Raw genomic sequence first — 23,770 nt, forward strand, 5'->3', positions numbered from 1 at the left:
TGTTGGATCAAAAGGTTGTTTTCATCGTCAGGTACACGGCGCCACGGTCCTCAGTCGTGGCACCCCCTCCGGAAAAGGACGAATAGCCACCGGCGTAACAGGCGTAGTTTTCGTTGCCGCTGAAGGCGTTCGGCGCAGCACCGTCACCGCCTTTCGGGCCAGTACTCACACCGCTGACATTGCACTTGTCGGCCTTGCCGAAAGAGTCCACGTACTTCAGGTCGACGAAGTATTTGTTGTACACAACGGCCCCGAGGCCGACGGCGTAGTTACCGGTATCCTTGGCACCGCCACCGGAGACCGGTGACACGCCATCGAGACCGAGGTTGATGGACATCGGCGCGTTGAGGTCGACACCGGGAAACACCTGGTACCAGGTCGGTGTGAAGTTGACCGCAATACCCCAGTTGTCCCGGGTCGGCTGGTCGATGCCGCGGTAGGTGTCCTTGCCTTTGTAGAGCGCCTCGTTCTTGCTATCGAGCTTGAGCAAGTTGCTGTAGTACACCTCGGCGAGCAGGGTCGCCGAATCGAACACCGGGGTTTTCGGCATGGTCATCAGACCGTTGATCGTCCAGTGCAGGGTGTCGCCGGTGGCGGCCATGCTGTCGCCCTTCCCCGGGGTGTCATAGATCACGCCGGTGCCGGGCGTGCGCGCCGGCAACAGGCCGAGACCCTGGCCCAGGCCCAACGGACTGGTGGAGCTGACGACGGCCGGAATACTGGCCAGCGGCATGTTGTGCCGCACGTTCAGGTCGGAGCCGACGCTCACCCCGCCCACGTCCTTGGACAGGCTCAGGCCAACGATCTTGATGTTGTCGGCATAAGCCATTTGATAGGTGGCGGTGCTCAGCGAGTTGAGCGTATTGATCACCGCGGGCACCTGGCCGGCTGGCCGGGTGCCGTTCGGGTTGGCCGAGCTCAGGCCCCGGGCATCCAGCCAGGCTTGCGGGAGGATTTCCGAGGTTTCGCGGTAGTAAACGCCCAGGGTGCCGTCCAGCCAGGCGGGCGACCACTTGGCCATGAGGCCCCAGTCGCCACGCTTGTCCGGCGTCAGGTCATGCCCGCGACGCACGTTGGTCAAGCCGTTGCACGGTGCCAGGCCGCAACCCAGAGGACTGCCAGGCACGACAGCATTAGTGTTACCCAGCAGGAACGACTGTGCGCCGAAACCGACCAGGTCGGAGCCGCCGTAGTAGGTGCCGGCTTCTGGTAGGCGTGCGGCGTCCCAGTCGAGAAAGTACTGGGCGGCCAGGGTCAACTCAGGGTTGACAGTGAACGACATCGACAGCTGGTTACGCGGAACGAACAGTTCCTTGGCTTCGGTGCCCGGCGACGCGGCCAGCTTGGCCAGGTCCAGGCCGGACTGGCCGTAGCTGATCGAATGCACCGGGTTGAGAATGGTCTCGCCCCAGAACACGTTGTGCTGGCCAGCCTTGAAGCTCAGCATCGACTCCTCGCCCACTTCGGTGCTGTAGAACACGAAGGCGTCGAGAATTTCACCGGACGGACCGGTGTAGTAGCGCTGGGCATAGTTGCTCAGGTGCGGGCTGCCGTTGCCGACGTTGTCATTGGTGACCCCGGCCAGGCGCGGGTCGTTGGCGATCAGGCCCGAGGTCGAACCGTTGCCGTTGACGAACGGGTTGGAATTGGAACCGGTGTTCTCGTAGGCCTTGTCGTACCAGCTGGCGGCGCTGACGCGAAAGCCCATGTGGTTCTGGTAGACCACGTCCATCTCGGTCAGCAGGTCGACACGGTTGGTGATGTTGGTGCCGGACTTGCGGAAGTTGTAGTCGCCGTCGTTGTTGTTGGGCGTGCCCAACATGCGCTTGTCAGCGCTTTCAGTACGTACGCCATAGTTGTACTTGATAGTGTTATCCAGGCGAACGGTCCAGTCCGGGCTACCTGTCTCGATCTCTACCGCATGGGCCATCGGCACCGTTGCCGCGAGAATGGCCGAAGCCAGCAAGGTGTAGCGTGAAGCGGTGAACCCGTGACTCTTGTTGTTGTGCATTGTGTTTCTCCGCCTTTTTGTATTTGTTTTAAGCGCAGCAGTCCCCGCGTAACCCCTTGTTCCAGGGATTTACGTTTTCAGGGGTGGGGGTGAATGCCGGATGGCGCGGGCCAACCGGCGCCTGAATCAGCGATCCAGCTCGAGGATGAGGGCTTCGGCTTGTGGCCAGTGCCCGTACCCGGCAGCAGGATTGAGATGACCGACGTCGCCCAGGTTGAGCAGTTCGCTGCCCCAGCCTTCGGCCAAGTGCGTAACGGCTTGCAGGCTGGCGAGGTGGTCGTTGGTACTGGCGGCCACCAGGCTGCGAAATGGCAGCGGGCCTTTGGGTAGAGGATCCCAACCCTGGCTACGCAGGGTTTCAGGCGATGGATAGCCTGACGGCCAAGGGGCATCGAGGTCAGGTGGAGCGGCCAGCAGCGCGCCCTTGATCGGCCGGCTATGCTGCGCGGCCCAGTGCGCGACCATCAGTACGCCGGCGCTATGGGCGACCAGGATCACCGGCCCGTCGATCTGCTCCAGCGCGTGCTGGATCGCTTGCACGCGCTTGTTGCAATCGAGCTTGTCGGTCTCCTGCGGCGGTACACTACGTACCTTGCTGAGCCTGGCTTCAAGCAACGTCTGCCAATGTTCGGCAACGTGCTCGCGCAGGCCCGGTACGATCAGAATGGTTGCGGCAGTTTGCAGTTTGTTCACTTCAACACCTACGCTTTCTCGATGACTCGACTGGCTCTGTCGCCAGGGGCTTTTTGTAGGACTGACATTAAAGAGCGGCCACCCGAGGTGCTTTTCATTGGACGTCATGCACTTTTCTTTTCATGACAAATGCTCCGCTGGTGGCGCGGTGCGACCACCGGTCTAAAATCCCGGCAGGTTCTGTGCGGGTCACTGTAATCAATGGGTGAGCCTAGACGAGGTTTGCGCAAGAGTGGTAAATCGGACAGCAATGGGCGAGTGACTCCGCTCACTTCACAACTGTTCAATTGCTGATGTGCTGGATATAGTCGCCACGCTTTTTTTTGAATCGCAATCGGCCCAGGAAAGACCTTCGCATGACCAAGCTTGTTCGCGCCGCCGTCTTGACCAACTATCTGGAGGTCACTCAATACCTGGGGTTCAACCCACGCGATGTGCTGGCCGGCGTCGGGCTGACCAAGACCTTGCTGCAGGCGCCGGAACACCGCATCCCCATCGATTCCGCCGTGCGCCTGCTGGAAGATTCAGCCGCCGCCAGCGGCTGCCAGACCTTCGGCCTGAGCATGGCCGAATCACGCCAGCTCTCGGACTTCGGCGTGGTCAGCCTGCTGCTCAGCCACCAGCGCACGTTGCGCGATGCCTTGCAGGTGGTGGTGCATTACCGGCACTTGATGAATGATTCGCTGGCCATCTTCATCGAAGAGGCCGGCAAGATGGTGATCATTCGCGAAGAGGTGGTCACCGAATCGCCGCTGCCTAGCCGACAGGCCACAGAGCTTGCCATCGGCGTGATGTTCCGCCTGTGCGCCGCCCTCCTCGGCTCACACTGGCATCCCTACAGCGTCAATTTCACCCACCAGCCTCCTGACAACCTGCAGCTGCACCGTCGCCTGTTCGGCTGTACCCTGGAGTTCGGCAGTGAGTTCAACGGCATCGTCTGCGCAGGCGCCAGCCTGGACATGACCAACCCCAACGCCGACCCGGCCATGGCCCGCTACGCCCAGGGCTACCTCGATTCGCTGCAGAGCAACCAAAGCACTTCGATGCTGTTCGAAGTGCGCAAGGCCATCTACCTGCTGCTGCCCATGGGCCGCGCCACCATCGAGCAAGTCGCGCAGAGCCAGGGCATGAACGTACGCACGCTGCAACGTCGCCTCAAGGATGATGGCTGTGCGTTCAACGATGTGATCAACGACGTGCGCCGCGACCTGGTGCTGCGTTACCTGGACAACCCGAATTACTCGCTCAGTCGCATTGCCGACATGCTGGGTTACTCGATGGCGAGTTCGTTTACGCGCTGGTTCATCAGCCAGTTCGGCATGCCACCGGCGACGTGGCGCGCGCAGAAGCAGGGTTCGGCAAAAGTCCCGACGGATGCTGTCCCGCCCAAGCCCTACTGATATCGCGCCTGTTGTGGGATTGAGCCTGCTCGCGATGGCGGCCTAACAGCCGATTTGTTGTTTGTTGTTTGTTGAATGAGTACATATCCATTCCTGCGGTAACGGCCACCTATGGTTTCGCCCTTACGGCGAGTCACTTGGAAGAGCCCCAAGTAACCAAGGGCTCTTGCCCCCGGCGTTCGGTGCCTCGCTAAGGCTCGGCATGCCCTCGCTCCGGTCCTGCTCCGTGGGCCCGCCGCGATGGGCCATCCATGGCCCAGCGCGGCTAAACCGGCATCCTTGCCGGTTTACCCACTGCGCAGAACCTCCACTCGGCCTCTCGATGGGGCAAGAAAATCAAAAGCCAGATCAAGATCAAACGCAAAAGCGAGGCGGCCTGACAGCCGACCTGATCGGGAGCCGTACGCGTTCCCCTGTAGGAGCCAGGCTTGCCGGCGAATCAGACGCTGCGGTGTGTCTGTTGTACCGCGTTATCGTTCTTCGCCGGCAAGCCTGGCTACAAGGGATTGGGGTATCTGAAAAGATCAGGTCGGCTGTCAGGCCGCCTCGCTTTTGTTTTTGATCTGGGTGCCCCGTTAACCACGATGGCCGAACGCAGGCATTGCGCAGTGGGGAAACCGGCAGGACGCCGGTTTAGCCGCGCTGGGCCAGGGACGGCCCATCGCGGCGACCCACGGAGCAATGCCGGAGTGAGGGCATGCCGAGCCACAGCGAGGCACCGAGTGGTGGGGCAAAGCCTTTTGCTTCCTTTTTGGCGTTTGAAAAAGGGAGTCGCCGTAAGGGCGAAACCATAGGAGGCCGTTACCGCAGCAATGGATATGTACTCAGACAACAACCTCCCACAGCCGCACCGAACAAAAAAAAACGGCGACTGCTGGTACAGTCGCCGTGAAAAAACCGGTGCTGTCCACACCGGTCGAGAACACCACCGCAGCTAGGAGCCAACCACGGTGCAGTCCTCTGCCAGAAAGCTTATGCGTCGGGCGTCAAAGCCCCCAGTGCAGCAACAACAGCACCAGCACGACGAGGAACACCGTCTCCCCCACCATCAGCAGGATCGGCTTGATACCCACCGCCGCCAGCTCCTTGAGCTGGGTCTTCATGCCCAGGGCACTGATGGACACCACCAGGCACCAGCGCGACAGCTCATTGACCGAACCCTGCACCCCCGGGGCGATCCACCCGGTGCTGTTGATGCACGCCAGAATCAGGAAACCCACGGCGAACCACGGTAGCAACGGTGGACGCTTGCCAGTCGGATCGGCGCCCTGCATACGGGTGATCATTGCGGCGGTGACGATCACCGGCAGCAGCATGGCGACCCGCATCAGCTTGACCACCGTAGCCGTGTCACCGGTCTCGGTAGACATGCTGTAGCCGGCGCCAACCACCTGGGCCACGTCGTGGATGGTCGCCCCGAGAAACACCCCGGCCACCTGCGGCGACAGTTGCAGCCAGTTGGCGATCATCGGGTAGACGATCATCGCCATCGTCGACAGCGCCGAGACACCGATTACCGTGAACAGGGTCGCGCGTTCTTTCTGCGGGTGATTCGGCAGCGCGGCCGCCAGCGCCAGCGCGGCCGAGGCACCACAGATCGCAGTAGCCCCTCCAGTGAGCATCCCGAACAAGCGCTGAAAGCCCAGCGCCTTGGCCGCGATCACCGACACACCGATCGTCACCACCACCAAAATCACCACCAGGGCCACGGGCTTCCAGCCCAGCGCCGCCATCTGTTCGAGGGTGATACGCATGCCCAGCAGCGCTACGCCGATGCGCAACACGGTGCGCGCGGTGAACTCGATGCCGGCCTTGCAGGCGCCGTCACCGGAGAGGAAATTCAGGGCCATACCCAGCAGCAGGGCAAACAGCATGACGGGCGCACCGTAGTGCTCGGACAGGAACGACGCGGCGGCGGCCACGATCAAGCTGACGATAAACCCCGGGGCCAGTTCGCGCGTGCGGCTATGGATACGGGTAAGGGCGATGGCGCTCATGGCGCGGACTCCTCAGGAACGATGACGATGAACGCCTGGCCGTCGATGATCTCGACCGGGTAGTTGTTGACCTTGACCTGCCTGGAATTGAGCAGGTAGCCGCTGTGCAGATCGAAGCGCAAACCATGGGCGCAACATTGAATCACCCGCCCCTCAAGACGCCCGCCACACAGCGAGGCGCCCTGGTGCGGGCAACTGTCGTCGATGGCGAACAGTTGCCCGTCGACGTTGAACAACGCCAGGCTTTTGTCTTCGAACTCGAACAACGCCCGGCCACCGGCCTGCGGGTGTTTGCCGGCAGGTACGGGAATGCGCCGGGTCATGCCGGCGCCTGCTCGCGCTCACCTTCCTTGAGGGCTTGGTTCATGGCCGTCAGCAGCGCTTGGGCAGGTTGGGCACCGATCACCGTCAGGCGACCGTCAAACTGGAAACTCGGCACGCCACTTGTCGCTCCGGGGGCTCCGGCAAATGGCGTGGCGTCGCCCTTCAGGCAATCGAGCACGGCGGCGGTATCGACGCCGCAGGAGCGGGCAATGGCGAGCAAAGTCTCGCGGCAACCAAGGTTTTCGCGTTTGCGGAAATAAGCGGCGAACATCCGCTCGAGCAACATTTCACGCTGGGCAGCATTGCCCAGCGCGCTGACCCGCTCGAACAGACGATGGGCGTCCGCGGTGTTGGGCATCGTCTCGATGTCGCTGAGGTCGATGGTCAGTCCAACTGCCGCGGCAGCCTTTTGTACCTGGGCCTGGCGCATGGTCATGGCATCGGCATTGCCCAGGCGCTTGCGGTAGAAATCGGCGAAGGGCTCACCTTCCAACGGCAACTGCGGCAGCAACTGCACGCCATGCCACCGCGTACTGATCTGCACATCCGGATGGCGATTGCGAAACTGTACCTGCGCATGCTCCAGCTGGCGTTTGCCGATCAGGCACCAGGGGCAGATAAAATCGAAAAACACATCAATCTCTAGACGACGACTCACAACTTCACCTCTAACCCGGCTTGGCTGACGGGGTCAGGCACGCTCTGACCCTGAAGACGGGCAATATCTTTGTGGTAATGACACTTGGCGTAAAAGAACACGGCCGCTGCAGCGAGGCTGACCAGTGGCACCAGCTGGAAAGCGGCATGCAGGCCGATGAGGTCCGACACCCTTCCGGTGATGAACGGCCCCGGCGCCAGTCCCAGCATGTTGTTGGCCAATGTCAGCGTGGCGAAGGCCGTGCCATGGACCGAGTAATGGGTCAGGTTGGCAACCATCGCGCCAGCTGGGCCGGTGGTACCGGTGGCAATCAGCATGCCCAGGCAGATCAGTGCCAGTTGCAGAGGCCCTGCCGTCAGTGCGAAGGCCGCCGACAACAACAGGCAACTGCCCAGGCAAAAAGCGATGGCCAGGCTGACCTTGCGTTCCGGCGAGTTGCGACACAACCGATCGCTGAGCATGCCGCACACAATCATCCCCGCACCGCTGCACAGCACGATGATCGCAGCCATGCCACCGGCCTTGTCCGTGGGCATGTCGTAATAGCGATTGAGGTAGCTGGGAATCCACACCATCACCGTGCCACCGACGAACAGCTGCAAGCCGCTGGCGACGTAGGTCGCCACCACCGAACGGCTGGACCACAGCGTACGCAGCGGGCGCTTGGCCCCCGCGACAGCCTTGGCAACCCGTTGCGGTGCGATGCGCGCTTCCTTGACGATGATCGGGTAAAGGATTGCCAGCAGCAGGCCGAACAGCGCCATGCCGGCGAACGACCAGCGCCAGCCGAGCTTGGCGGCGATAGCACCGCCCAACGCCATGCCCAACACCGAACCGAACATCCCGCCCGCCATGAAGGCGCTGGCCAGGGTTGCCCGCATGTGTTTCGGAAACACCGAAATCACCACCGCGATGCCAACGCTGCCGTAGGCCGCTTCGCCGACGCCGACCATGAAGCGGGCGATGAACATTTGCTGATAGTCCTGCGCCAACGCACAACCCAGGGTGGCCAGGCTCCACAGCATCGCCATCAGCGCCAGGCTCTTGACCCGACCAAAGCGGTCGGCCATCAGCGACAGCGGGAATGTCAGCAAGCCGACCATCAGCGCGACAATGCCACTGAGCAGGCCAAGCTGGCCGTCGCTCAGGGCCCATTCGCTCTTGAGCAGCGGGAATACCGCGTTCAGCACCTGGCGTGACATGTAATCGGAAATCAACAGGCTGAACGTCAGTGCAAAAACAATCCAGGCATATTTACGCGCAACGTTGACGCCACCAGCGTCGTCATCGTCGGCGATTGGGTGAAAGGCCATGCAGCCTCCTCAAAGCTTTTATTTATTTTTGTTATCAAGCGTTTTGCAGTGCGCACGAGTGGTCACGGCCTCTCGTGCGCACCACGGGTCAGCCGCGTTGCGGCACACCCTTCTGCCCAGCCTTGCGGTTGGGGGACATGCCGTTGGCCAACAGGGTTTCTTCGATGCTGTCGTACTGCACACCGATGCGGTAGATCTCACGGGCTTCTTTGCCAGTGGCGATTTCGCGACCCAGTTCGTGGGCAATGCGTACGGTTTGCTTGATCTGCGCAACCGAGCCGAAACGCTCGCCCTTGTGATCAATGATAGTGTCTTCGTTGCCAACACGCGGGTGCAGCCCCATGGACATCGCCATGGTATTGAACGGCAGAACGTTCTTGAGCAGCGATTCGGAGGTCAGGGTGCAGCCGTCCGGAACACGGTGGATGAAGTTGAAGAAGTTGAACGGGTTCGGACCATCGAAACCACCGCCGATGCCGATCCAGGTCAGGTTCATCGGCCCCTTGTAGATGCCCTTGCGTACCAGGCGCTCCAGGGTTTCGTAGGCATGAATGCCAGTCAGCTGGAAGTGCGGCTGGATGCCGTTGTCCATCAGGCGCTTGAGGTGTTCGGCGACCCAGGCTGGACCTGCCGGCACGGTCATTTCGCTGTAGGCCGCCTGGACCAGCGGGTTGGCCAGGGAAGTGCCTTCCAGGTATTCCGGGTACAGCAGCTCCATGATGTTCATCTGGGTGGTGTTGATCGCCACCGTGACCTGGTCCGGTTTTGGCGTCAGCTCGGCCAGCATGTGGCGGGTATCGTCGGACAGCCACTTGGCGGCTTCGCCATCGCTTTCCGGGGCGAAGGAAATCGAGCCACCGACCTGGATGATCATGTCCGGCACGGCTTCGCGTACACCGGCGATCAGCTCGTTGAACTTGGACAGGCGCTTGGAGCCCTTGCCGTCCAGTTCACGCACATGCAGGTGCAGGACCGTGGCGCCGGCTTCATAGCAATCGACCGCTTTCTGGACTTGCTCGTCCATGGTCAACGGGATGTCTTCAGGGAAATCTTCAGGCATCCATTCCGGGCCATACGGGGCCACGGTGATGACCACTTTTTCCATGTTTTCGGGGTGCAGGGAATCGTCGAAGAATTGCATGGTTTACTCCATTTTTATGTTTGTCGCGCCCACCCGGGTTCGAGCCGGGCAGGCGTGTCTACGAGTGCGTATGCAGAGAGGGTCGATCAGTAGGTCTTGTCGCCGATGATCCCGGCGCGCTCCATCTTGCGATGGCACGGCGGGTAGTCCATGACGGCGTAATGCTGCGTGCTGCGGTTGTCCCAGATGGCGATGCTGTTGGGCTTCCAGCGCCAGCGCACTTGATACTCGGGGATGTACGCCTGGCTGATCAGGTAGCGCAGCAACTCGCTCGCGCCCGGGTTGGCGTCCTGGCCGAAGCGCACCCGTTCAGCGGTGTGGTAGTTGCTGAAATGGGTGGTGAAAGCGTTGACGAACAGCACCTTCTCGCCGGTTTCCGGGTGAGTGCGCACCACCGGGTGTTCGGCGTCCGGGTACATCGCCTTGAGTGCCAGGCGTTTTTCAATCGGCATGGCGGCACCGAAGCTCGCTTCGATGCTGTGGCGGGCGCGCAGGTCGGCGATCTTGACCTTTACGTCTTCCGGCAAGTTCGCATAGGCCTGGACCATGTTGGCCCACATGGTGTCGCCGCCCACCGGTGGACACTCCACGCAGCGCAGCACGCAACCCATCGGCGGTGCATCGCGCCAGGTCGCATCGGTATGCCAGGCGTTTTCGTAGCGGTCCATCGGCTGGTCCGGGTTCTTGTAGATGCGCACCAGTCCCGGGTGCTCCGGATCGCTGCCGGCCACCGGATGGTCCTCCAGCTCGCCGAAGCGCCGGGCAAAGGCCACGTGTTCGGCGCGCGTGATGTCCTGGTCGCGCAGGAACACCACCCGGTGCTTGAGCAACTGGGCACGAATCTCGGCAAACAGACCGTCATCATGCACCGCGTCGGCGAGGTTCACGCCGATCAGTTCGGCGCCGATGCTGCAGGTCAATTGTTCGACTTTCATGGCTGGCTGCTCCTTAAATGACGAAAATCGATGAACCGGTGGTCTTGCGCGACTCAAGATCGCGATGAGCCTGCACCGCATCCTGCAAGGCGTAGTGCTGGTTGATCTCGATCTTGATCCGGCCGCTGCCGACGTGGTCGAACAACTCACCGGCCAGGGCGGCTTTTTCCGCAGGGTCGGCGATGTAGTTGGCCAGGGCCGGACGGGTCAGGAACAGCGAACCTTTCATCGCCAGCATCACCGGGTCGAACGCCGGGATCGGTCCGGAGGCGGTACCCACGCACACCATCAGGCCACGGGGTTTCAACGAATCCAGCGAGCCCATGAAGGTGTTCTTGCCGACGCTGTCGAACACCACGTTGACGCCGACACCGTCGGTCAATTCACGAACGCGTGCGGCGACGTCTTCATGGCTGTAATTGATCGTATGGTCGCAACCGTGGGCCCGGGCGATTTCGGCCTTTTCCTCGGTCGAGACCGTGCCGATCACGTTCAGGCCGAGCAATTTGGCCCACTGCGAGACGATCAGGCCGACGCCACCGGCGGCGGCGTGCAGCAGGATGCTGTCGCCTTCCTTGAAGTCGTAGATGCGACGCATCAGGTACGAAGACGTCAGGCCGCGCATGGTCATGGCCGCTGCCGCTTCGAAACTGATGGTTTCCGGCAGCTTGATCAGCGGCGCGGCGGCGATCAGTCGTTCGGTGCTGTAGGCACCCAGGGTGTTGAGGAAACCGGTATAGGTGACGCGGTCACCCACCTGGACATTGGTCACCCCTTCGCCGATGGCCTGGACCACGCCGGAGGCCTCGACGCCCATGCCGTTGGGCATCGGGATCGGGTAGGTGCCATTGCGAAAGTAGGTGTCGGCATAGTTCAGGCCGACCGCCACATGACGCAGACGAACCTGGCCCGGGCCTGGATCGCCGACTTCGACATCCTCATAACGAAGGACTTCAGGACCACCAGTTTCGTAGAAGCGTACGGCCTTGGCCATTTTTCTTATTCTCCAGTCTGCAATATTGGCTGTTGCGTCGATTTGCGCTGATTGGACTGTAGGACGCTGCCTGTTGAGCCGCTTCTCATCAGACGACAATGGCTTTTCATTTCATGACAGTGCTCGCCATGGCGTTCATGGCGGTAGATGACTTATCCCGTGCCGCTCGCTACCCTGCACACCACGACACACCGTCCAGACGAGTGCTTCATGAAATCCCCCGCAGGTTTGTTGCTGTCGGCCATCGAGCTGGACCGTGCCAGCGCCATCCCCTTGTACCGCCAACTGTATTTGCAGATCCGCAAACAGATCCTCGGAGGGCGGATCCAGGGCGGCGTGCGCTTACCATCGACCCGCACCTTGAGCAAGGAACTGGCGTTGTCGCGGATCACCATCCTCAATGCCTTCGATCAGTTGATCGCCGAGGGTTTCCTGGCCTCGCGCACCGGCGCTGGCACCTACGTCGGCACCGAATGGGAGCACCGCACGGCTGTCGACGACGGGCAGGCACGCCAGCCCCCTCGCCTGTCCGACCTGAGCCAGTCGATGCTGTCGCTGCGCAGCGATCATTTTCGCGGGGTGTCCTATGCCGACTGGGACCCTGCCACCCCGACCTCCTTCCTGCCCAGCCACAGCACCTACGACGCCTTCCCGCACGCGATCTGGCGGCGCCTGATGAACCGTCACCTGCTCAAGCCGACCAAGGCCATGCTCGGTTACGGCGAACTGCAAGGCTTGCAGGCGTTGCGCACGGCCATTGCCGAGTACGTCTTCGACGCCCGGGGCATCGACTGTGATGCCGGGCAAGTGGTGATCGTTTCCGGTGCGCAGCAAGCCTTCAACCTGCTGGGCATGCTGCTGCTCAACCCGCAGGACCGCGTGTGGATGGAGGACCCGGGGCACATCGCGGCGCGCATCGCCCTGCAGGCCCAGGGCGCGCAGGTGGTGCCGCTGCCTGTCGATGAACAGGGGATCGATGTCGAGCAAGGCCTGGCCCAATGCCCGGATGCGCGCCTGGTGTTCACTACGCCCTCGCGCCAGCATCCCCTGGGCGTGACCCTCAGTTATGCGCGACGCCAGGCACTGATCGATTGGGCGGCACGCCAGCAGAGCTGGATCATCGAAGACGATTGCGACAGTGAATTGCGCTACAGCGGCCGCCTCCTTCCCGCGCTCTATGCCATGGACCAGATGGCACGGGTGATCTACGTCGGGACGTTCAGCAAAGTGCTGTTTCCCTCGCTGCGACTGGGCTACGTGATATTGCCCCAGGCCCTGGTCGAGCCCTTCTGCACCTTGCGCGCGGTCATGGATCGCAGCCCGCCCACCCTGCTGCAGGCGACGACGGCGGACTTCATGGTCGAAGGCCACTTCCTGGGGCACATCCGCCGCCTGCGCGCACTGTACCAGGCGCGCCAGCAGGCCCTGGTCGAGCAGCTGCAACAACAGCTCGGCGGCTTCTTGCGGATCACCCCGGTGGACGCCGGCATGCACCTGATCGCCTGGCTACCCCCCACGCTCGATGGCGACGCGATTGCCAAGCAACTGGCGCGACACAACATTCACACCTACGCCCTCTCCGACTACTGCATCGGGCACGTCCAGCCGCCCGCCCTGCTGATCGGTTTTGCCGGCACCCCCGAACACCAGGCCCGGGAACGCGTCGAGGCGCTGGCCCGGGCCCTGGACGCCATGGGGTGCCTGACGCAAACCACTTGAAGCACGGCAAGTGGTCTTAACAATTAACTGATAATGGATCTATCGAGAGTTCCTGGCTGGCGCGATAAAGGCTGCGTCGCAAGACCCGTGTCTGAACCAGGAACGACTCGAATGAACAATAAGATCCAGGAACGATTCAACGCCTTGCTTTGCCACAACGTGGTCGAGGACGGCACGGCGCCCGTGCTGACGGACGCACTGGCCCGGCAGTTGCTCGAACGACTGGCGCAACTGCGCCTGTTTGCCCACGCCTACCCGCTGCTGACCAACCTCACCCACGGTCGCGTCACCCCCGCCGACCTCCTCGACTTCGCCTATCGCCACGAGCTGCAAGGCCTGAGCCTGCACTTGCTCGACGGCGAGGCCAACAGCCTGAGCCAGATGACGCCTGCGCAACTGCAGGTGTTTGCCGACAAGGCCCGTGCCCTGGGACTGGATGTGCATCTGGAAATCAGCAGCACGCGAAAAAAAGATGTCGACCAGGTGATCGCCATCGCCCTGGCCCTGGGCGTGCGCAACATCCGCGTCTACTCGCGCTACGAGGGAACGCTGTCGCGGGTCATGGACCTGATCGAAACCGACCTGCGCTACCTCGCACAGCAGGCAGACGCGCACGACCTGTACTTCGACTTCGAGCAGCATGAAGAGCTCAAGAGCGACGAGATCGCGCAACTGCTGAACCGCCTCGACCACCCTCGCCTGCATGCCCTGTTTGACTTCGGCAACATGATCAATGCCTGCGAACAACCCCTGCAGGCGCTGCGTAACCTGGCGCCGCACATCCGCCAGGCGCACCTCAAGGGCGTGCGCGTGGTCCCCGAGCAAAACGGCTTCGGGCACTACGGCGTGCTGCAGGGCAGCGCCGAAGACCACCTGCCCAGCGCTCGCCTGCTGTTCGAGCTGTTGATGCTTGGCGAAACAAGCCCGCAGGTGATCGCCTTCATCCTCGAGCAGGAAAACCACTACGTGGCCCCGGCGTTCCGCCAGACCCTCGAGGCGGCCGACCCCTTCATCGCCTATCGGGAAATGAGTGACACGCCACTGCCCGACGGCTTCACGCTGGAGCAAATGCTGGCCGACGAACACCGCTGGGCGAACAACCAGGTGGCCTACGTGCGCGGCGTGCTGGCCGAGTTGCGCACCCTGGCTGAACTGACCCTTGCTCACAGTCCTCAAGCCTGAACCCGACGCTACGAACCAAATACGCCCGGAGAACAATAATGACAACGCAAAACAAGGCCAAATGGCTCAGATTCCTGATACTCATCCTCGGTGGCGGCACCATCTACAAGCTGGCCAACCTCAAGGACGCCTTCTATGTGCCCATGCAAGAATTCATGGGCTTGAGCCACACTGAAATCGGCCTGCTGCTGAGCGCCAACGCAATCATCGCCACCGCGTTGTTCGTGGTCGGCGGCCTGCTCGCCGATCGCTACGACACCCGCAAGCTGATCCCCATCGGCCTGATCGGAACCGGCAGCCTGGGGCTGTACCTGGCCACCTTTCCGCCCTTCAGCAACTTGTTGATCGTGTTCAGCCTGCTGGCGGTGTGTGCCGACTGCATCTTCTGGCCCTCGCTGCTCAAGGCCATCCGCAACCTGGGCGACGATCAGGAACAGGGCCGGCTGTTCGGCCTGCTGGAAGGCGGACGTGGCGTCGTCGATACCCTGGTGGCCTTCTGCGCGCTGGGCGTGTTCGTCGCCATGGGTTCGGGCGAAGCCGGCCTGAAATCGGCGATCCTGTTCTACTCGGTGATCGACATCCTCGCCGGGACCCTGACCTGGTTCCTGCTCAAGAGCGGTGGCACACAGACGACCGCCAAGCCCGGGAATGGCCTGGCCAACCTGTTCGAAGCGATCAAGGTGCCGGGCATCTGGCTGGTCAGCCTCAATGTGTTCATGGTCTACATCGTCTACTGCGGCCTGACCTATTTCATTCCCTACCTCAAGGAAATGTACGGCCTGCCCGTGGCACTGGTGGGCGCCTACGGCATCATCAACCAGTACTTCCTCAAGATCCTCGGCGGCCCTGCCGGCGGTTTCATCGCCGACAAGCAGTTCAAGAGCACCAGCCGCTACCTCAAGTGGGCGTTCCTCGCATTGCTGCCGCTGATGGGCGTCATCCTGCTGATTCCCAAGAGCCCGAGCTTCATCTATGCCGGCATGGCCGCCACCCTGTCCTTTGCGCTGATCGTGTTCTCCATGCGCGGCGTGTTCTGGGCGCCCATGGGTGAAGTCGGCATTCCCCCGCACATCACCGGCTCGGCCTTCGGCATCGGCTGCCTGATCGGCTATGCACCGGGCATGTTCGCCTACGTGATCTATGGCGCCATCCTCGACCACTTCCCCGGCCAGCAGGGCTATAACTATGTATTCAGCCTGATGAGCGGGTTGGCGATCATTGGCTTCATGGTGTCCAGCCTGCTGTATCAATCGGTGCGCAGGAAGTCCACGGCCAGCGGCCAGGTGAGTGCAGCGCAGGCCTGATCCGACGCTGTGTATCACTGTGTATCTGGACAACGGCGGGATACAGGTGCTTGCACCGGTCCCGCTCTTTGGACACAGGCCAGATACGTCACCGCGCTCAAATGCAGGCAGGGTTTGAAGGGGATCGGCCGGATCCCCTGGCCAGCGGCTTGCAAAGGAGCATCACCATGAAGATGGCACAGCAGAACGACAACACCGGTAAACCCCGTCGCAGTCTGATCAGCGCTTCGATCCTCGCGCTGAGTCTGTTCGGCGTGCTGGGTGCCGCCCACGGGCAAACGTCCGCGACCGCGCAGCCTGGCGCGACAGCGGCGGGTGCCACGCAGGCGGCCACTTCGCCGTTCGGTCCGCTCAAGCATGTCAACGCCGGCCTGCTGAACGTGGCATACGCCGAAACGGGCCCGGCCGACGGACCGGTGGTGATCCTGCTGCACGGCTGGCCGTACGACATCCACAGCTATGACGAGGTCGCGCCCTTGTTGGCGGCCAAGGGTTATCGCGTGTTGATGCCCTATGCGCGAGGCTACGGCGACACGCATTTCCTCTCCGACAAAACCCTGCGCAATGGCCAGCCGGCCGCGCTGGCCAGCGACGTCATCGACTTCATGGACGCCCTGAAGATCAAGCAAGCCGTGCTCGGTGGCTATGATTGGGGCGCACGTTCCGCCGGCATCGTTTCGGCGCTATGGCCAGAACGGGTCAAGGCACTGGTCTCGGTCAGTGGCTACCTGATCGGCAACCAGGCCGCCGGCAAGAACCCGCTGCCGCCCAAGGCCGAGCTGCAGTGGTGGTACCAGTTCTACTTCGCCACCGACCGCGGCCGCGCCGGCTACGAGAAAAACACCCATGACTTCGCCAAGCTGATCTGGCAAACGGCCTCGCCAAAATGGGCCTTCGACGACGCCACCTTCGACCGCAGCGCCAAGGCGCTGGAAAACCCCGACCATGTCGACATCACCGTGTTCAACTATCGCTGGCGCCTGGGCCTGGTTCAGGGCGAGAGCCGATACGAAGCGCTGGAGCAGAAACTGGCCACCGCGCCTTCCATCAGCGTGCCGACCATCACGATGGAGGGCGATGCCAACGGCGCGCCACACCCGGCCCCCGAGGATTACGCCAAGCGCTTTACCGGCAAATACGAATTCCGCCTGATCAGCGGCGGTATCGGCCACAACCTGCCGCAGGAAGACCCGCAGGCGTTCGCCAAGGCGGTGATCGATGCGGATCATCTTTGAGGCCCAGCGATAGGGGCTGGCAGCCGACCAATTGCTCGCGGCTGTACCCGATCTACTGTAGGAGCCCGGCTTGCCGGCGAAGGCGTCCTGACATTCGATGATTGTCTTTCAGGAGTACATATCCGTTCCTGCGGTAACGGCTGCTTATGGTTTCGCTCTTATGTATGGACTCGCCCCCACTGGCCACCTGTTTTTCAAACACTGCTACCCGGTTGCATCTATGTATAAGGCCTGTTCGAGGAAGCCCTGTCTGCGGCTTCTGGCCGACATTGGTTGAGCTCGCGGTATGCCGATTACATGCAGGCCTCGAAGGCCGGTAAGAGCGCAGGCATCGATCCGCGACGGTCTGACCTGGGGTCAATGTTTTCTAGCAGGGGCTGAAGCGCCGTGGCGCCCCGGTGGCAGAACGCTTATGTTCAGTGACTTGGCGCAGCTGGCCGGCCATGGGCCGGTTGGCTGCGGTAAGTCTGCTCATTTTGTAGCAGCACCCAAACGATTCGCAGGTTGCGGTTCGCCAAGCGTATCGCCGCTTCCTTGCGCCCCAGCCGGGCCTGCCACCGTTGCAAGCGACGATCGTCGGGCAGCTCCGAATCCGCGCGCAAATGCCTCAATACCGCGTGAGCGCCTTGAACCATCAGGCTGCGCACATAGCTGTCGCCGCGTTTGCTTATCCGGCCCAGGCGAATTTTCTGCCCACTGCTTTTCTGCTCAGGCACCATGCCGAAGTAGGCGGCGAACTGGCGTGCATTGGCGAAGCGCTCAGGGTCGGTCTGCTTGGCCAAAAGCGCAGTGGCGATGATCGGGCCGATCCCGCGCACGGTCATCAGCCGCCGGGCCGTTTTGTCCTCGTTCGCGGCCTTCTCCAGGCGACCGGTCAGGACGTTGACCCGTTCGCCCAGTTGGCGCCATTCGCCCAGCAGCTCGTCGATCAGTTCACGCAACATCTCCGGCAACGGTTGGGTGGCGTCTTCGAGCACCCGAGGCAGGGTCTGGTTGATCGCCGCATCACCCTGAGCCAGGACAACGCCATGCTCCATCAGCAAACCGCGCATCTGGTTACTCATGGCTGTGCGCCGACGGACATAACCCTGGCGGGCCCGGTGCAAGGCCTGCATGGCCAGCGCGGTGGCGCTTTTGATGGGGACCGCGGCAATTTTGCTGTCCCGTCCCGCACGCAATATGGCCAGTGCATCATTTCGATCATTTTTGGCGCCGCTGCGGTGCTGGGCCACCAGCTGTGCCGGAAGAATCCGCGCCAGATTGCCCTGAGCCTGTAGCTGGCGCGCCCATGCTTGAGCGCCTGGACCTGTTTCCACCAGCACTACTACGCTTGGCGGCAGTTGGCGCAGAAAGGCGTGAAAGGCTTCACGCGACTTGATACGTTCTTCGTAAAGCACCTGGCCAAGGGCGTCTTCGCCTGCCACCTGAAAGACCTGCTTGGCCAAATCGACCGCCACTGTCGTGCAGGCCGACAGATCGCTGGAAGACAAAGACTGTTTAACCGTCGTATGCTTTTTCATGGATTCGCCCTCGCTGTCGGTGGCTTCTTAGACTGCCCCCGTGGCGCATTGACGCCTCGGCGCGGGCGAGTCCATCCAATTACAGCGAGTCACTTGGAAGAGCCCCAAGTAACCAAGGGCTCTTGCCCCTGGCGTTCGGTGCCTCGCTAAGGCTCGGCATACCCTCGCTCCGGTCCTGCTCCGTGGGTCGCCGCGATGGGCCATCCATGGCCCAGCGCGGCTAAACCGGCATCCTTGCCGGTTTACCCACTGCGCAGAACCTCCACTCGGCCTCTCGATGGGGCAAGAAAATCAAAAGCCAGATCAAGATCAAACGCAAAAGCGAGGCGGCCTTAAAGCCGACCTGATCGGGAGCCGTACGCAATTCCCTGTAGGAGCCAGGCTTGCCGGCGAAGAACGATAACGCGGTACAACAGATACACCGCGGCGCCTGGTTCGCCGGCAAGCCTGGCTCCTACAGGGGATTTGAGGGGTGTCTGGAAAAGATCAGGTCGGCTTTAAGGCCGCCTCGCTTTTGTTTTTGATCTGGGTGCCCCGTTAACCACGATGGCCGAACGCAGGCATTGCGCAGTGGGGAAACCGGCAGGACGCCGGTTTAGCCGCGCTGGGCCAGGGATGGCCCATCGCGGCGACCCACGGAGCAATGCCGGAGTGAGGGCATGCCGAGCCTAAGCGAGGCACCGAGTGGTGGGGCAAAGCCTTTTGCTTACTTTTTGGCGTTTGAAAAAGTGAGTCGCTGTAATTGGATGGACTCGCCCGCGCCGAGGCGTCAATGCGCCACGGGGGCAGTCTAAGAAGCCACCGACAGCGAGGGCGAATCCATGAAAAAGCATACGACGGTTAAACAGTCTTTGTCTTCCAGCGATCTGTCGGCCTGCACGACAGTGGCGGTCGATTTGGCCAAGCAGGTCTTTCAGGTGGCAGGCGAAGACGCTCTTGGCCAAGTGCTTTACGAAGAACGCATCAAGTCGCGTGAAGCCTTTCATGCCTTTCTGCGCCAACTGCCGCCAAGCATAGTAGTGCTCGTGGAAACAGGTCCAGGCGCTCAAGCATGGGCGCGCCAACTACAGGCCCAGGGCAATCTGGCGCGGATTCTTCCGGCACAGCTTGTGGCCCAGCACCGCAGCGGCGCCAAAAATGATCGAAATGATGCACTGGCCATATTGCGTGCCGGGCGCGACAGCAAAATTGCCGCGGTCCCCATCAAAAGCGCCACCGCACTGGCCATGCAGGCCTTGCACCGGGCCCGCCAGGGTTATGTCCGTCGGCGCACAGCCATGAGTAACCAGATGCGCGGTTTGCTGATGGAGCATGGCGTTGTCCTGGCACAGGGTGATGCGGCGATCAACCAGACCCTGCCTCGGGTGCTGGAAGATGCCACTCAACCGTTGCCGGAGATGTTGCGTGAACTGATCGACGAGCTGCTGGGTGAGTGGCGCCAACTGGGCGAACGGGTCAACGTCCTGACCGGTCGCCTGGAGAAGGCCGCGAACGAGGACAAAACGGCCCGACGGCTGATGACCGTGCGCGGGATCGGCCCGATCATCGCCACTGCGCTTTTGGCCAAGCAGACCGACCCTGAGCGCTTCGCCAATGCACGCCAGTTCGCCGCCTACTTCGGCATGGTGCCTGAGCAGAAAAGCAGTGGGCAGAAAATTCGCCTGGGCCGGATAAGCAAACGCGGCGACAGCTATGTGCGCAGCCTGATGGTTCAAGGCGCTCACGCGGTATTGAGGCATTTGCGCGCGGATTCGGAGCTGCCCGACGATCGTCGCTTGCAACGGTGGCAGGCCCGGCTGGGGCGCAAGGAAGCGGCGATACGCTTGGCGAACCGCAACCTGCGAATCGTTTGGGTGCTGCTACAAAATGAGCAGACTTACCGCAGCCAACCGGCCCATGGCCGGCCAGCTGCGCCAAGTCACTGAACATAAGCGTTCTGCCACCGGGGCGCCACGGCGCTTCAGCCCCTGCTAGAAAACATTGACCCCAGGTCAGACCGTCGCGGATCGATGCCTGCGCTCTTACCGGCCTTCGAGGCCTGCATGTAATCGGCATACCGCGAGCTCAACCAATGTCGGCCAGAAGCCGCAGACAGGGCTTCCTCGAACAGGCCTTATACATAGATGCAACCGGGTAGCAGTGTTTGAAAAACAGGTGGCCAGTGGGGGCGAGTCCATACATAAGAGCGAAACCATAGGTGGCCGTTACCGCAGCAATGGATATGTACGCAGTCAACAAAGCATGGGTCGGCTGTCAGGCCGCCTTCGCGGGCAAGCCTCGCTCCTACAGTTTTTATCACCATCCGACCAGAAACTCCTATTCGGCTATTGCGCATCCGGTATTATGGTATACCATCATACGCACAGACACCTTTCACCCTGATACGGAGCAGCTCATGAGTTTCGAAATCCGCAAGATCGTCAGCTATGTCGAAGAAACCTTCATTGAAGGCGGCAAGGCCACCGACAAGCCCGTAACCATGGTCGGCCTGGCCGTGGTGATGAAGAACCCCTGGCTGGGCAACGGTTTCGTTGAAGACCTCAAGCCGCAGATCCGCGCCAACTGCTCCGACCTCGGCGCCCTGATGGTCGAGCGCCTGGTGGGCATCATCGGTGGTGCCGAGAAGATCGAAGCGTATGGCAAGGCCGCCGTGGTCGGTGCCGACGGTGAAATCGAACACGCCTCCGCGGTGATCCACACCCTGCGCTTCGGCAACCACTACCGCGAAGCGGTGAAAGCCAAGAGCTACCTGAGCTTCACCAACAAGCGCGGCGGCCCGGGCACTTCGATCCAGATCCCCATGATGCACAAGGACGATGAAGGCCTGCGTTCGCACTACATCACCCTGGAAATGCAGATCGAAGACGCCCCGCGCGCCGACGAAATCGTCGTGGTCCTGGGTTGCGCCGATGGCGGCCGCCTGCACCCACGCATCGGCAATCGCTACATCGACCTGGAAGAACTGGCAGCCGAAAAAGCCCAGTAAGCCGGTCGGTCACTAAAACAAAAAGGTATGCAGGAGCGCTCCATGATTCGGCTCACCGCTGAACGCACCCCGGCTGGCACCAGTTACCTGGCGACCGGCCAAGGCCAGCCCGTGGTCTTGATCCACGGCGTGGGCCTGAACAAAGAAATGTGGGGCGGCCAGATCGTTGGCCTGGCCACGAAATACCGCGTCATTGCCTACGACATGCTCGGTCATGGCGCCAGCCCGCGCCCGCAAAGCGGCACGCCGCTGCTCGGCTATGCCGATCAACTGCTGGAGCTGCTCGATCATCTGCAATTGCCCAAGGCTGCTGTGATCGGTTTTTCCATGGGTGGGCTGGTGGCGCGGGCTTTTGCCCTGCATTACCCGCAGCGCCTGCAAAGCCTGGTGGTGCTCAACAGTGTGTTCAATCGCACCGCCGAGCAACGCGCCGGTGTCATCGCCCGCACGGCCCAGGCCGCCGAACACGGGCCGGATGCCAACGCCGAAGCCGCACTGTCGCGCTGGTTCAGCCGCGAGTACCAGGCGGCCAATCCGGCGCAGATCGCCGCATTGCGCCAGACCCTCGCGCAGAATGATCCGCAGGGTTACCTGACCACTTATGAACTGTTCGCCACCCAGGACATGTACCGCGCCGATGACCTGGCCAGCATCCAGGTGCCGACGCTGGTCGCTACCGGTGAACTCGACCCGGGGTCGACCCCGGAAATGGCCGAGCAACTGGCCCAGCGCATTCCCGGTGCGCAGGTTGCCGTACTCGCCGAGCAGCGGCATATGATGCCCGTAGAATCGCCGCGCCTGGTCAACCAGCTGTTGCTGGAGTTTCTCGACACGGCGCACACCCGACAAAACCAGATCAAGGGGATCGTTGCATGACTCTCGCACGCTTCCAGATGTGCATCGGCGGTGAATGGGTCGATGCCCTCTCCGGCAAGACTTTTGAAAGCCTCAACCCGGCCCTGGCCGAACCGTGGGCCGAACTGCCCGATGCCGACGAAGCCGACGTCGAACGCGCCGTACAGGCTGCGCAGACTGCCTTCGACAGCCCGGCCTGGCGCGGCCTGACCGCCACCGCCCGGGGCAAGTTGCTGCGGCGCCTGGGTGACCTGATCGCCGAAAACAAGGAACAACTGGCGCAGCTGGAAAGCCGCGACAACGGCAAGCTGATCCGCGAGACCCGCGGCCAGGTCGGCTACCTGCCAGAGTTTTTCCATTACACCGCGGGCCTTGCGGACAAGCTCGAAGGCGGCACCCTGCCGCTGGACAAACCGGATCTGTTTGCCTACACCGTGCACGAAGCCATGGGCGTGGTCGCCGCGATCATTCCATGGAACAGTCCGCTGTACCTGACCGCGATCAAGCTGGCGCCGGCGCTGGCGGCAGGCAACACCATCGTGATCAAGCCGTCCGAGCACGCCTCGGCGACCATTCTCGAGCTGGCGCGCCTGGCGCTGGAAGCCGGGATTCCACCGGGGGTGGTCAACGTCGTCACCGGTTACGGCCCAAGCACCGGCGCCGCCCTGACCCGCCATCCGCTGGTGCGCAAGATCGCCTTCACCGGCGGCGCGGCCACGGCGCGGCATGTGGTGCGCAGCAGCGCAGAGAACTTCGCCAAGCTGTCGCTGGAACTGGGTGGCAAATCGCCGAACATCATTTTCGCCGACGCCGACCTCGACAGCGCGATCAACGGTGCCATCGCCGGGATCTATGCGGCGTCCGGGCAAAGCTGTGTGTCGGGTTCGCGCCTGCTGGTGCAGGACGAAATCTACGACGAATTCGTCGCCCGCCTGGTGGAACGCGCCCAGCGCATCCGCATCGGCAACCCGCAGGAAGACAGCAGCGAAATGGGCCCGATGGCCACCGCGCAGCAGCTTGCTGTTGTAGAGGGGCTGGTGTCGGATGCCATTGCCGAAGGTGCGCGTTTGCGTCTGGGTGGCAAGCGTCCAGAGAATCTGGGCGAAGGCTGGTTCTATGAGCCGACCCTGTTCGAGTGCGACCGCAACTCGATGAAGATCATGCAGGAAGAAGTGTTCGGCCCGGTGGCCTCTGTCATCCGTTTCAAGGACGAAGCCGAAGCCCTGGCGATCGCCAACGACTCGCAGTTCGGCCTCGCCGCCGGCATCTGGACCCGCGACCTGGGCCGTGCCCATCGCCTGGCCCGGGACGTGCGCTCGGGGATCATCTGGGTCAACACCTACCGTGCCGTTTCGGCCATGGCGCCGATCGGCGGCTTCAAGAACAGTGGCTATGGACGCGAAAGCGGCATCGATTCCGTGCTGGCCTACACCGAGCTGAAAACGGTGTGGATCAATCTTTCCCAGGCACCGATGCCTGATCCGTTCGTGATGCGCTAGGAGT

19 protein-coding genes are annotated in these 23,770 nt (G+C 62.1%); 9 read left to right on the forward strand and 10 right to left on the reverse strand.

The window, feature by feature from the left end; genetic code table 11:
• Positions 1-7 precede the first annotated feature (7 nt).
• Positions 8-2,011, reverse strand: coding sequence for a DUF1302 domain-containing protein (locus OH720_RS20010; protein ID WP_272602608.1), 2,004 nt, complete (start codon positions 2,009-2,011; stop codon positions 8-10).
• A 126-nt stretch (positions 2,012-2,137) separates the two neighbouring features.
• Positions 2,138-2,704 carry an RBBP9/YdeN family alpha/beta hydrolase gene (locus OH720_RS20015; RefSeq protein WP_008064052.1) on the reverse strand — a complete coding sequence of 189 codons (567 nt, stop codon included), beginning with the start codon at positions 2,702-2,704 and terminating at the stop codon, positions 2,138-2,140.
• Between the two features lie 356 nt (positions 2,705-3,060).
• On the opposite strand from OH720_RS20015, the gene OH720_RS20020 reads away from it, so the two are divergent.
• Positions 3,061-4,104 carry an AraC family transcriptional regulator gene (locus OH720_RS20020; protein ID WP_272602609.1) on the forward strand — a complete coding sequence of 348 codons (1,044 nt, stop codon included), beginning with the start codon at positions 3,061-3,063 and terminating at the stop codon, positions 4,102-4,104.
• 986 nt (positions 4,105-5,090) lie between these two features.
• On the opposite strand, the gene OH720_RS20025 is transcribed toward OH720_RS20020, so the two are convergent.
• The 7 genes from OH720_RS20025 to OH720_RS20055 all read right to left on the reverse strand — a co-directional run bounded on the left by OH720_RS20025 (position 5,091) and on the right by OH720_RS20055 (position 11,466).
• Positions 5,091-6,101 (reverse strand): YeiH family protein, encoded by a 1,011-nt coding sequence (locus OH720_RS20025; RefSeq protein ID WP_272602610.1) that lies wholly within the window; start codon positions 6,099-6,101, stop codon positions 5,091-5,093.
• Positions 6,098-6,424: a Rieske (2Fe-2S) protein gene (locus tag OH720_RS20030; RefSeq protein WP_008066685.1), complete on the reverse strand. Its 327-nt coding sequence runs from the start codon at positions 6,422-6,424 to the stop codon at positions 6,098-6,100. The genes OH720_RS20025 and OH720_RS20030 overlap by 4 nt, the downstream gene beginning before the upstream one ends.
• Positions 6,421-7,083 carry a DsbA family oxidoreductase gene (locus OH720_RS20035; protein ID WP_272602611.1) on the reverse strand — a complete coding sequence of 221 codons (663 nt, stop codon included), beginning with the start codon at positions 7,081-7,083 and terminating at the stop codon, positions 6,421-6,423. The genes OH720_RS20030 and OH720_RS20035 overlap by 4 nt, the downstream gene beginning before the upstream one ends.
• Positions 7,080-8,396 (reverse strand): MFS transporter, encoded by a 1,317-nt coding sequence (locus tag OH720_RS20040; protein WP_272602612.1) that lies wholly within the window; start codon positions 8,394-8,396, stop codon positions 7,080-7,082. Before OH720_RS20040 ends, OH720_RS20035 begins: the two co-directional genes overlap by 4 nt.
• 88 nt (positions 8,397-8,484) lie before the next feature.
• On the reverse strand, positions 8,485-9,537 hold the full coding sequence (locus tag OH720_RS20045) for a 3-keto-5-aminohexanoate cleavage protein (RefSeq protein ID WP_180207009.1): 1,053 nt from the start codon (positions 9,535-9,537) through the stop codon (positions 8,485-8,487).
• A gap of 86 nt (positions 9,538-9,623) precedes the next feature.
• Positions 9,624-10,472 (reverse strand): TauD/TfdA dioxygenase family protein, encoded by an 849-nt coding sequence (locus OH720_RS20050; RefSeq protein ID WP_180207010.1) that lies wholly within the window; start codon positions 10,470-10,472, stop codon positions 9,624-9,626.
• Between the two features lie 13 nt (positions 10,473-10,485).
• Positions 10,486-11,466, reverse strand: a complete 981-nt coding sequence (locus tag OH720_RS20055) for a quinone oxidoreductase family protein (protein WP_272602613.1) — start codon at positions 11,464-11,466, stop codon at positions 10,486-10,488.
• Positions 11,467-11,676: 210 nt separating this feature from the next.
• Here OH720_RS20055 and pdxR point away from each other — a divergent pair, with 210 nt between their 5' ends.
• The 4 genes from pdxR to OH720_RS20075 all read left to right on the forward strand — a co-directional run bounded on the left by pdxR (position 11,677) and on the right by OH720_RS20075 (position 16,906).
• Positions 11,677-13,185 carry a MocR-like pyridoxine biosynthesis transcription factor PdxR gene (gene pdxR / locus OH720_RS20060; protein WP_272602614.1) on the forward strand — a complete coding sequence of 503 codons (1,509 nt, stop codon included), beginning with the start codon at positions 11,677-11,679 and terminating at the stop codon, positions 13,183-13,185.
• Between the two features lie 111 nt (positions 13,186-13,296).
• Positions 13,297-14,367, forward strand: a complete 1,071-nt coding sequence (locus tag OH720_RS20065) for a sugar phosphate isomerase/epimerase family protein (RefSeq protein ID WP_272602615.1) — start codon at positions 13,297-13,299, stop codon at positions 14,365-14,367.
• A 38-nt stretch (positions 14,368-14,405) separates the two neighbouring features.
• A complete protein-coding gene (locus OH720_RS20070; protein ID WP_272602616.1) occupies positions 14,406-15,671 on the forward strand; it encodes an MFS transporter in 1,266 nt (421 codons plus the stop codon).
• Positions 15,672-15,838: 167 nt separating this feature from the next.
• Positions 15,839-16,906 (forward strand): alpha/beta fold hydrolase, encoded by a 1,068-nt coding sequence (locus tag OH720_RS20075; protein WP_272602617.1) that lies wholly within the window; start codon positions 15,839-15,841, stop codon positions 16,904-16,906.
• A 416-nt stretch (positions 16,907-17,322) separates the two neighbouring features.
• On the opposite strand, the gene OH720_RS20080 is transcribed toward OH720_RS20075, so the two are convergent.
• Positions 17,323-18,381 (reverse strand): IS110 family transposase, encoded by a 1,059-nt coding sequence (locus OH720_RS20080; RefSeq protein ID WP_272606420.1) that lies wholly within the window; start codon positions 18,379-18,381, stop codon positions 17,323-17,325.
• A 911-nt stretch (positions 18,382-19,292) separates the two neighbouring features.
• Here OH720_RS20080 and OH720_RS20085 point away from each other — a divergent pair.
• The 4 genes from OH720_RS20085 (at position 19,293) to OH720_RS20100 (ending at position 23,766) form a co-directional block, all read left to right on the forward strand.
• Positions 19,293-20,351: an IS110 family transposase gene (locus tag OH720_RS20085; protein ID WP_272606462.1), complete on the forward strand. Its 1,059-nt coding sequence runs from the start codon at positions 19,293-19,295 to the stop codon at positions 20,349-20,351.
• A gap of 470 nt (positions 20,352-20,821) precedes the next feature.
• Positions 20,822-21,412, forward strand: a complete 591-nt coding sequence (locus OH720_RS20090) for an amino acid synthesis family protein (RefSeq protein WP_007978708.1) — start codon at positions 20,822-20,824, stop codon at positions 21,410-21,412.
• A 42-nt stretch (positions 21,413-21,454) separates the two neighbouring features.
• Entirely contained in the window at positions 21,455-22,288 is an 834-nt protein-coding gene (locus OH720_RS20095) for an alpha/beta fold hydrolase (RefSeq protein WP_272602618.1), read from the forward strand.
• Positions 22,285-23,766 carry an aldehyde dehydrogenase gene (locus OH720_RS20100; RefSeq protein ID WP_272602619.1) on the forward strand — a complete coding sequence of 494 codons (1,482 nt, stop codon included), beginning with the start codon at positions 22,285-22,287 and terminating at the stop codon, positions 23,764-23,766. Before OH720_RS20095 ends, OH720_RS20100 begins: the two co-directional genes overlap by 4 nt.
• Positions 23,767-23,770 lie beyond the last annotated feature (4 nt).

This window comes from Pseudomonas sp. WJP1, from assembly GCF_028471945.1.
Classification (GTDB): domain Bacteria; phylum Pseudomonadota; class Gammaproteobacteria; order Pseudomonadales; family Pseudomonadaceae; genus Aquipseudomonas.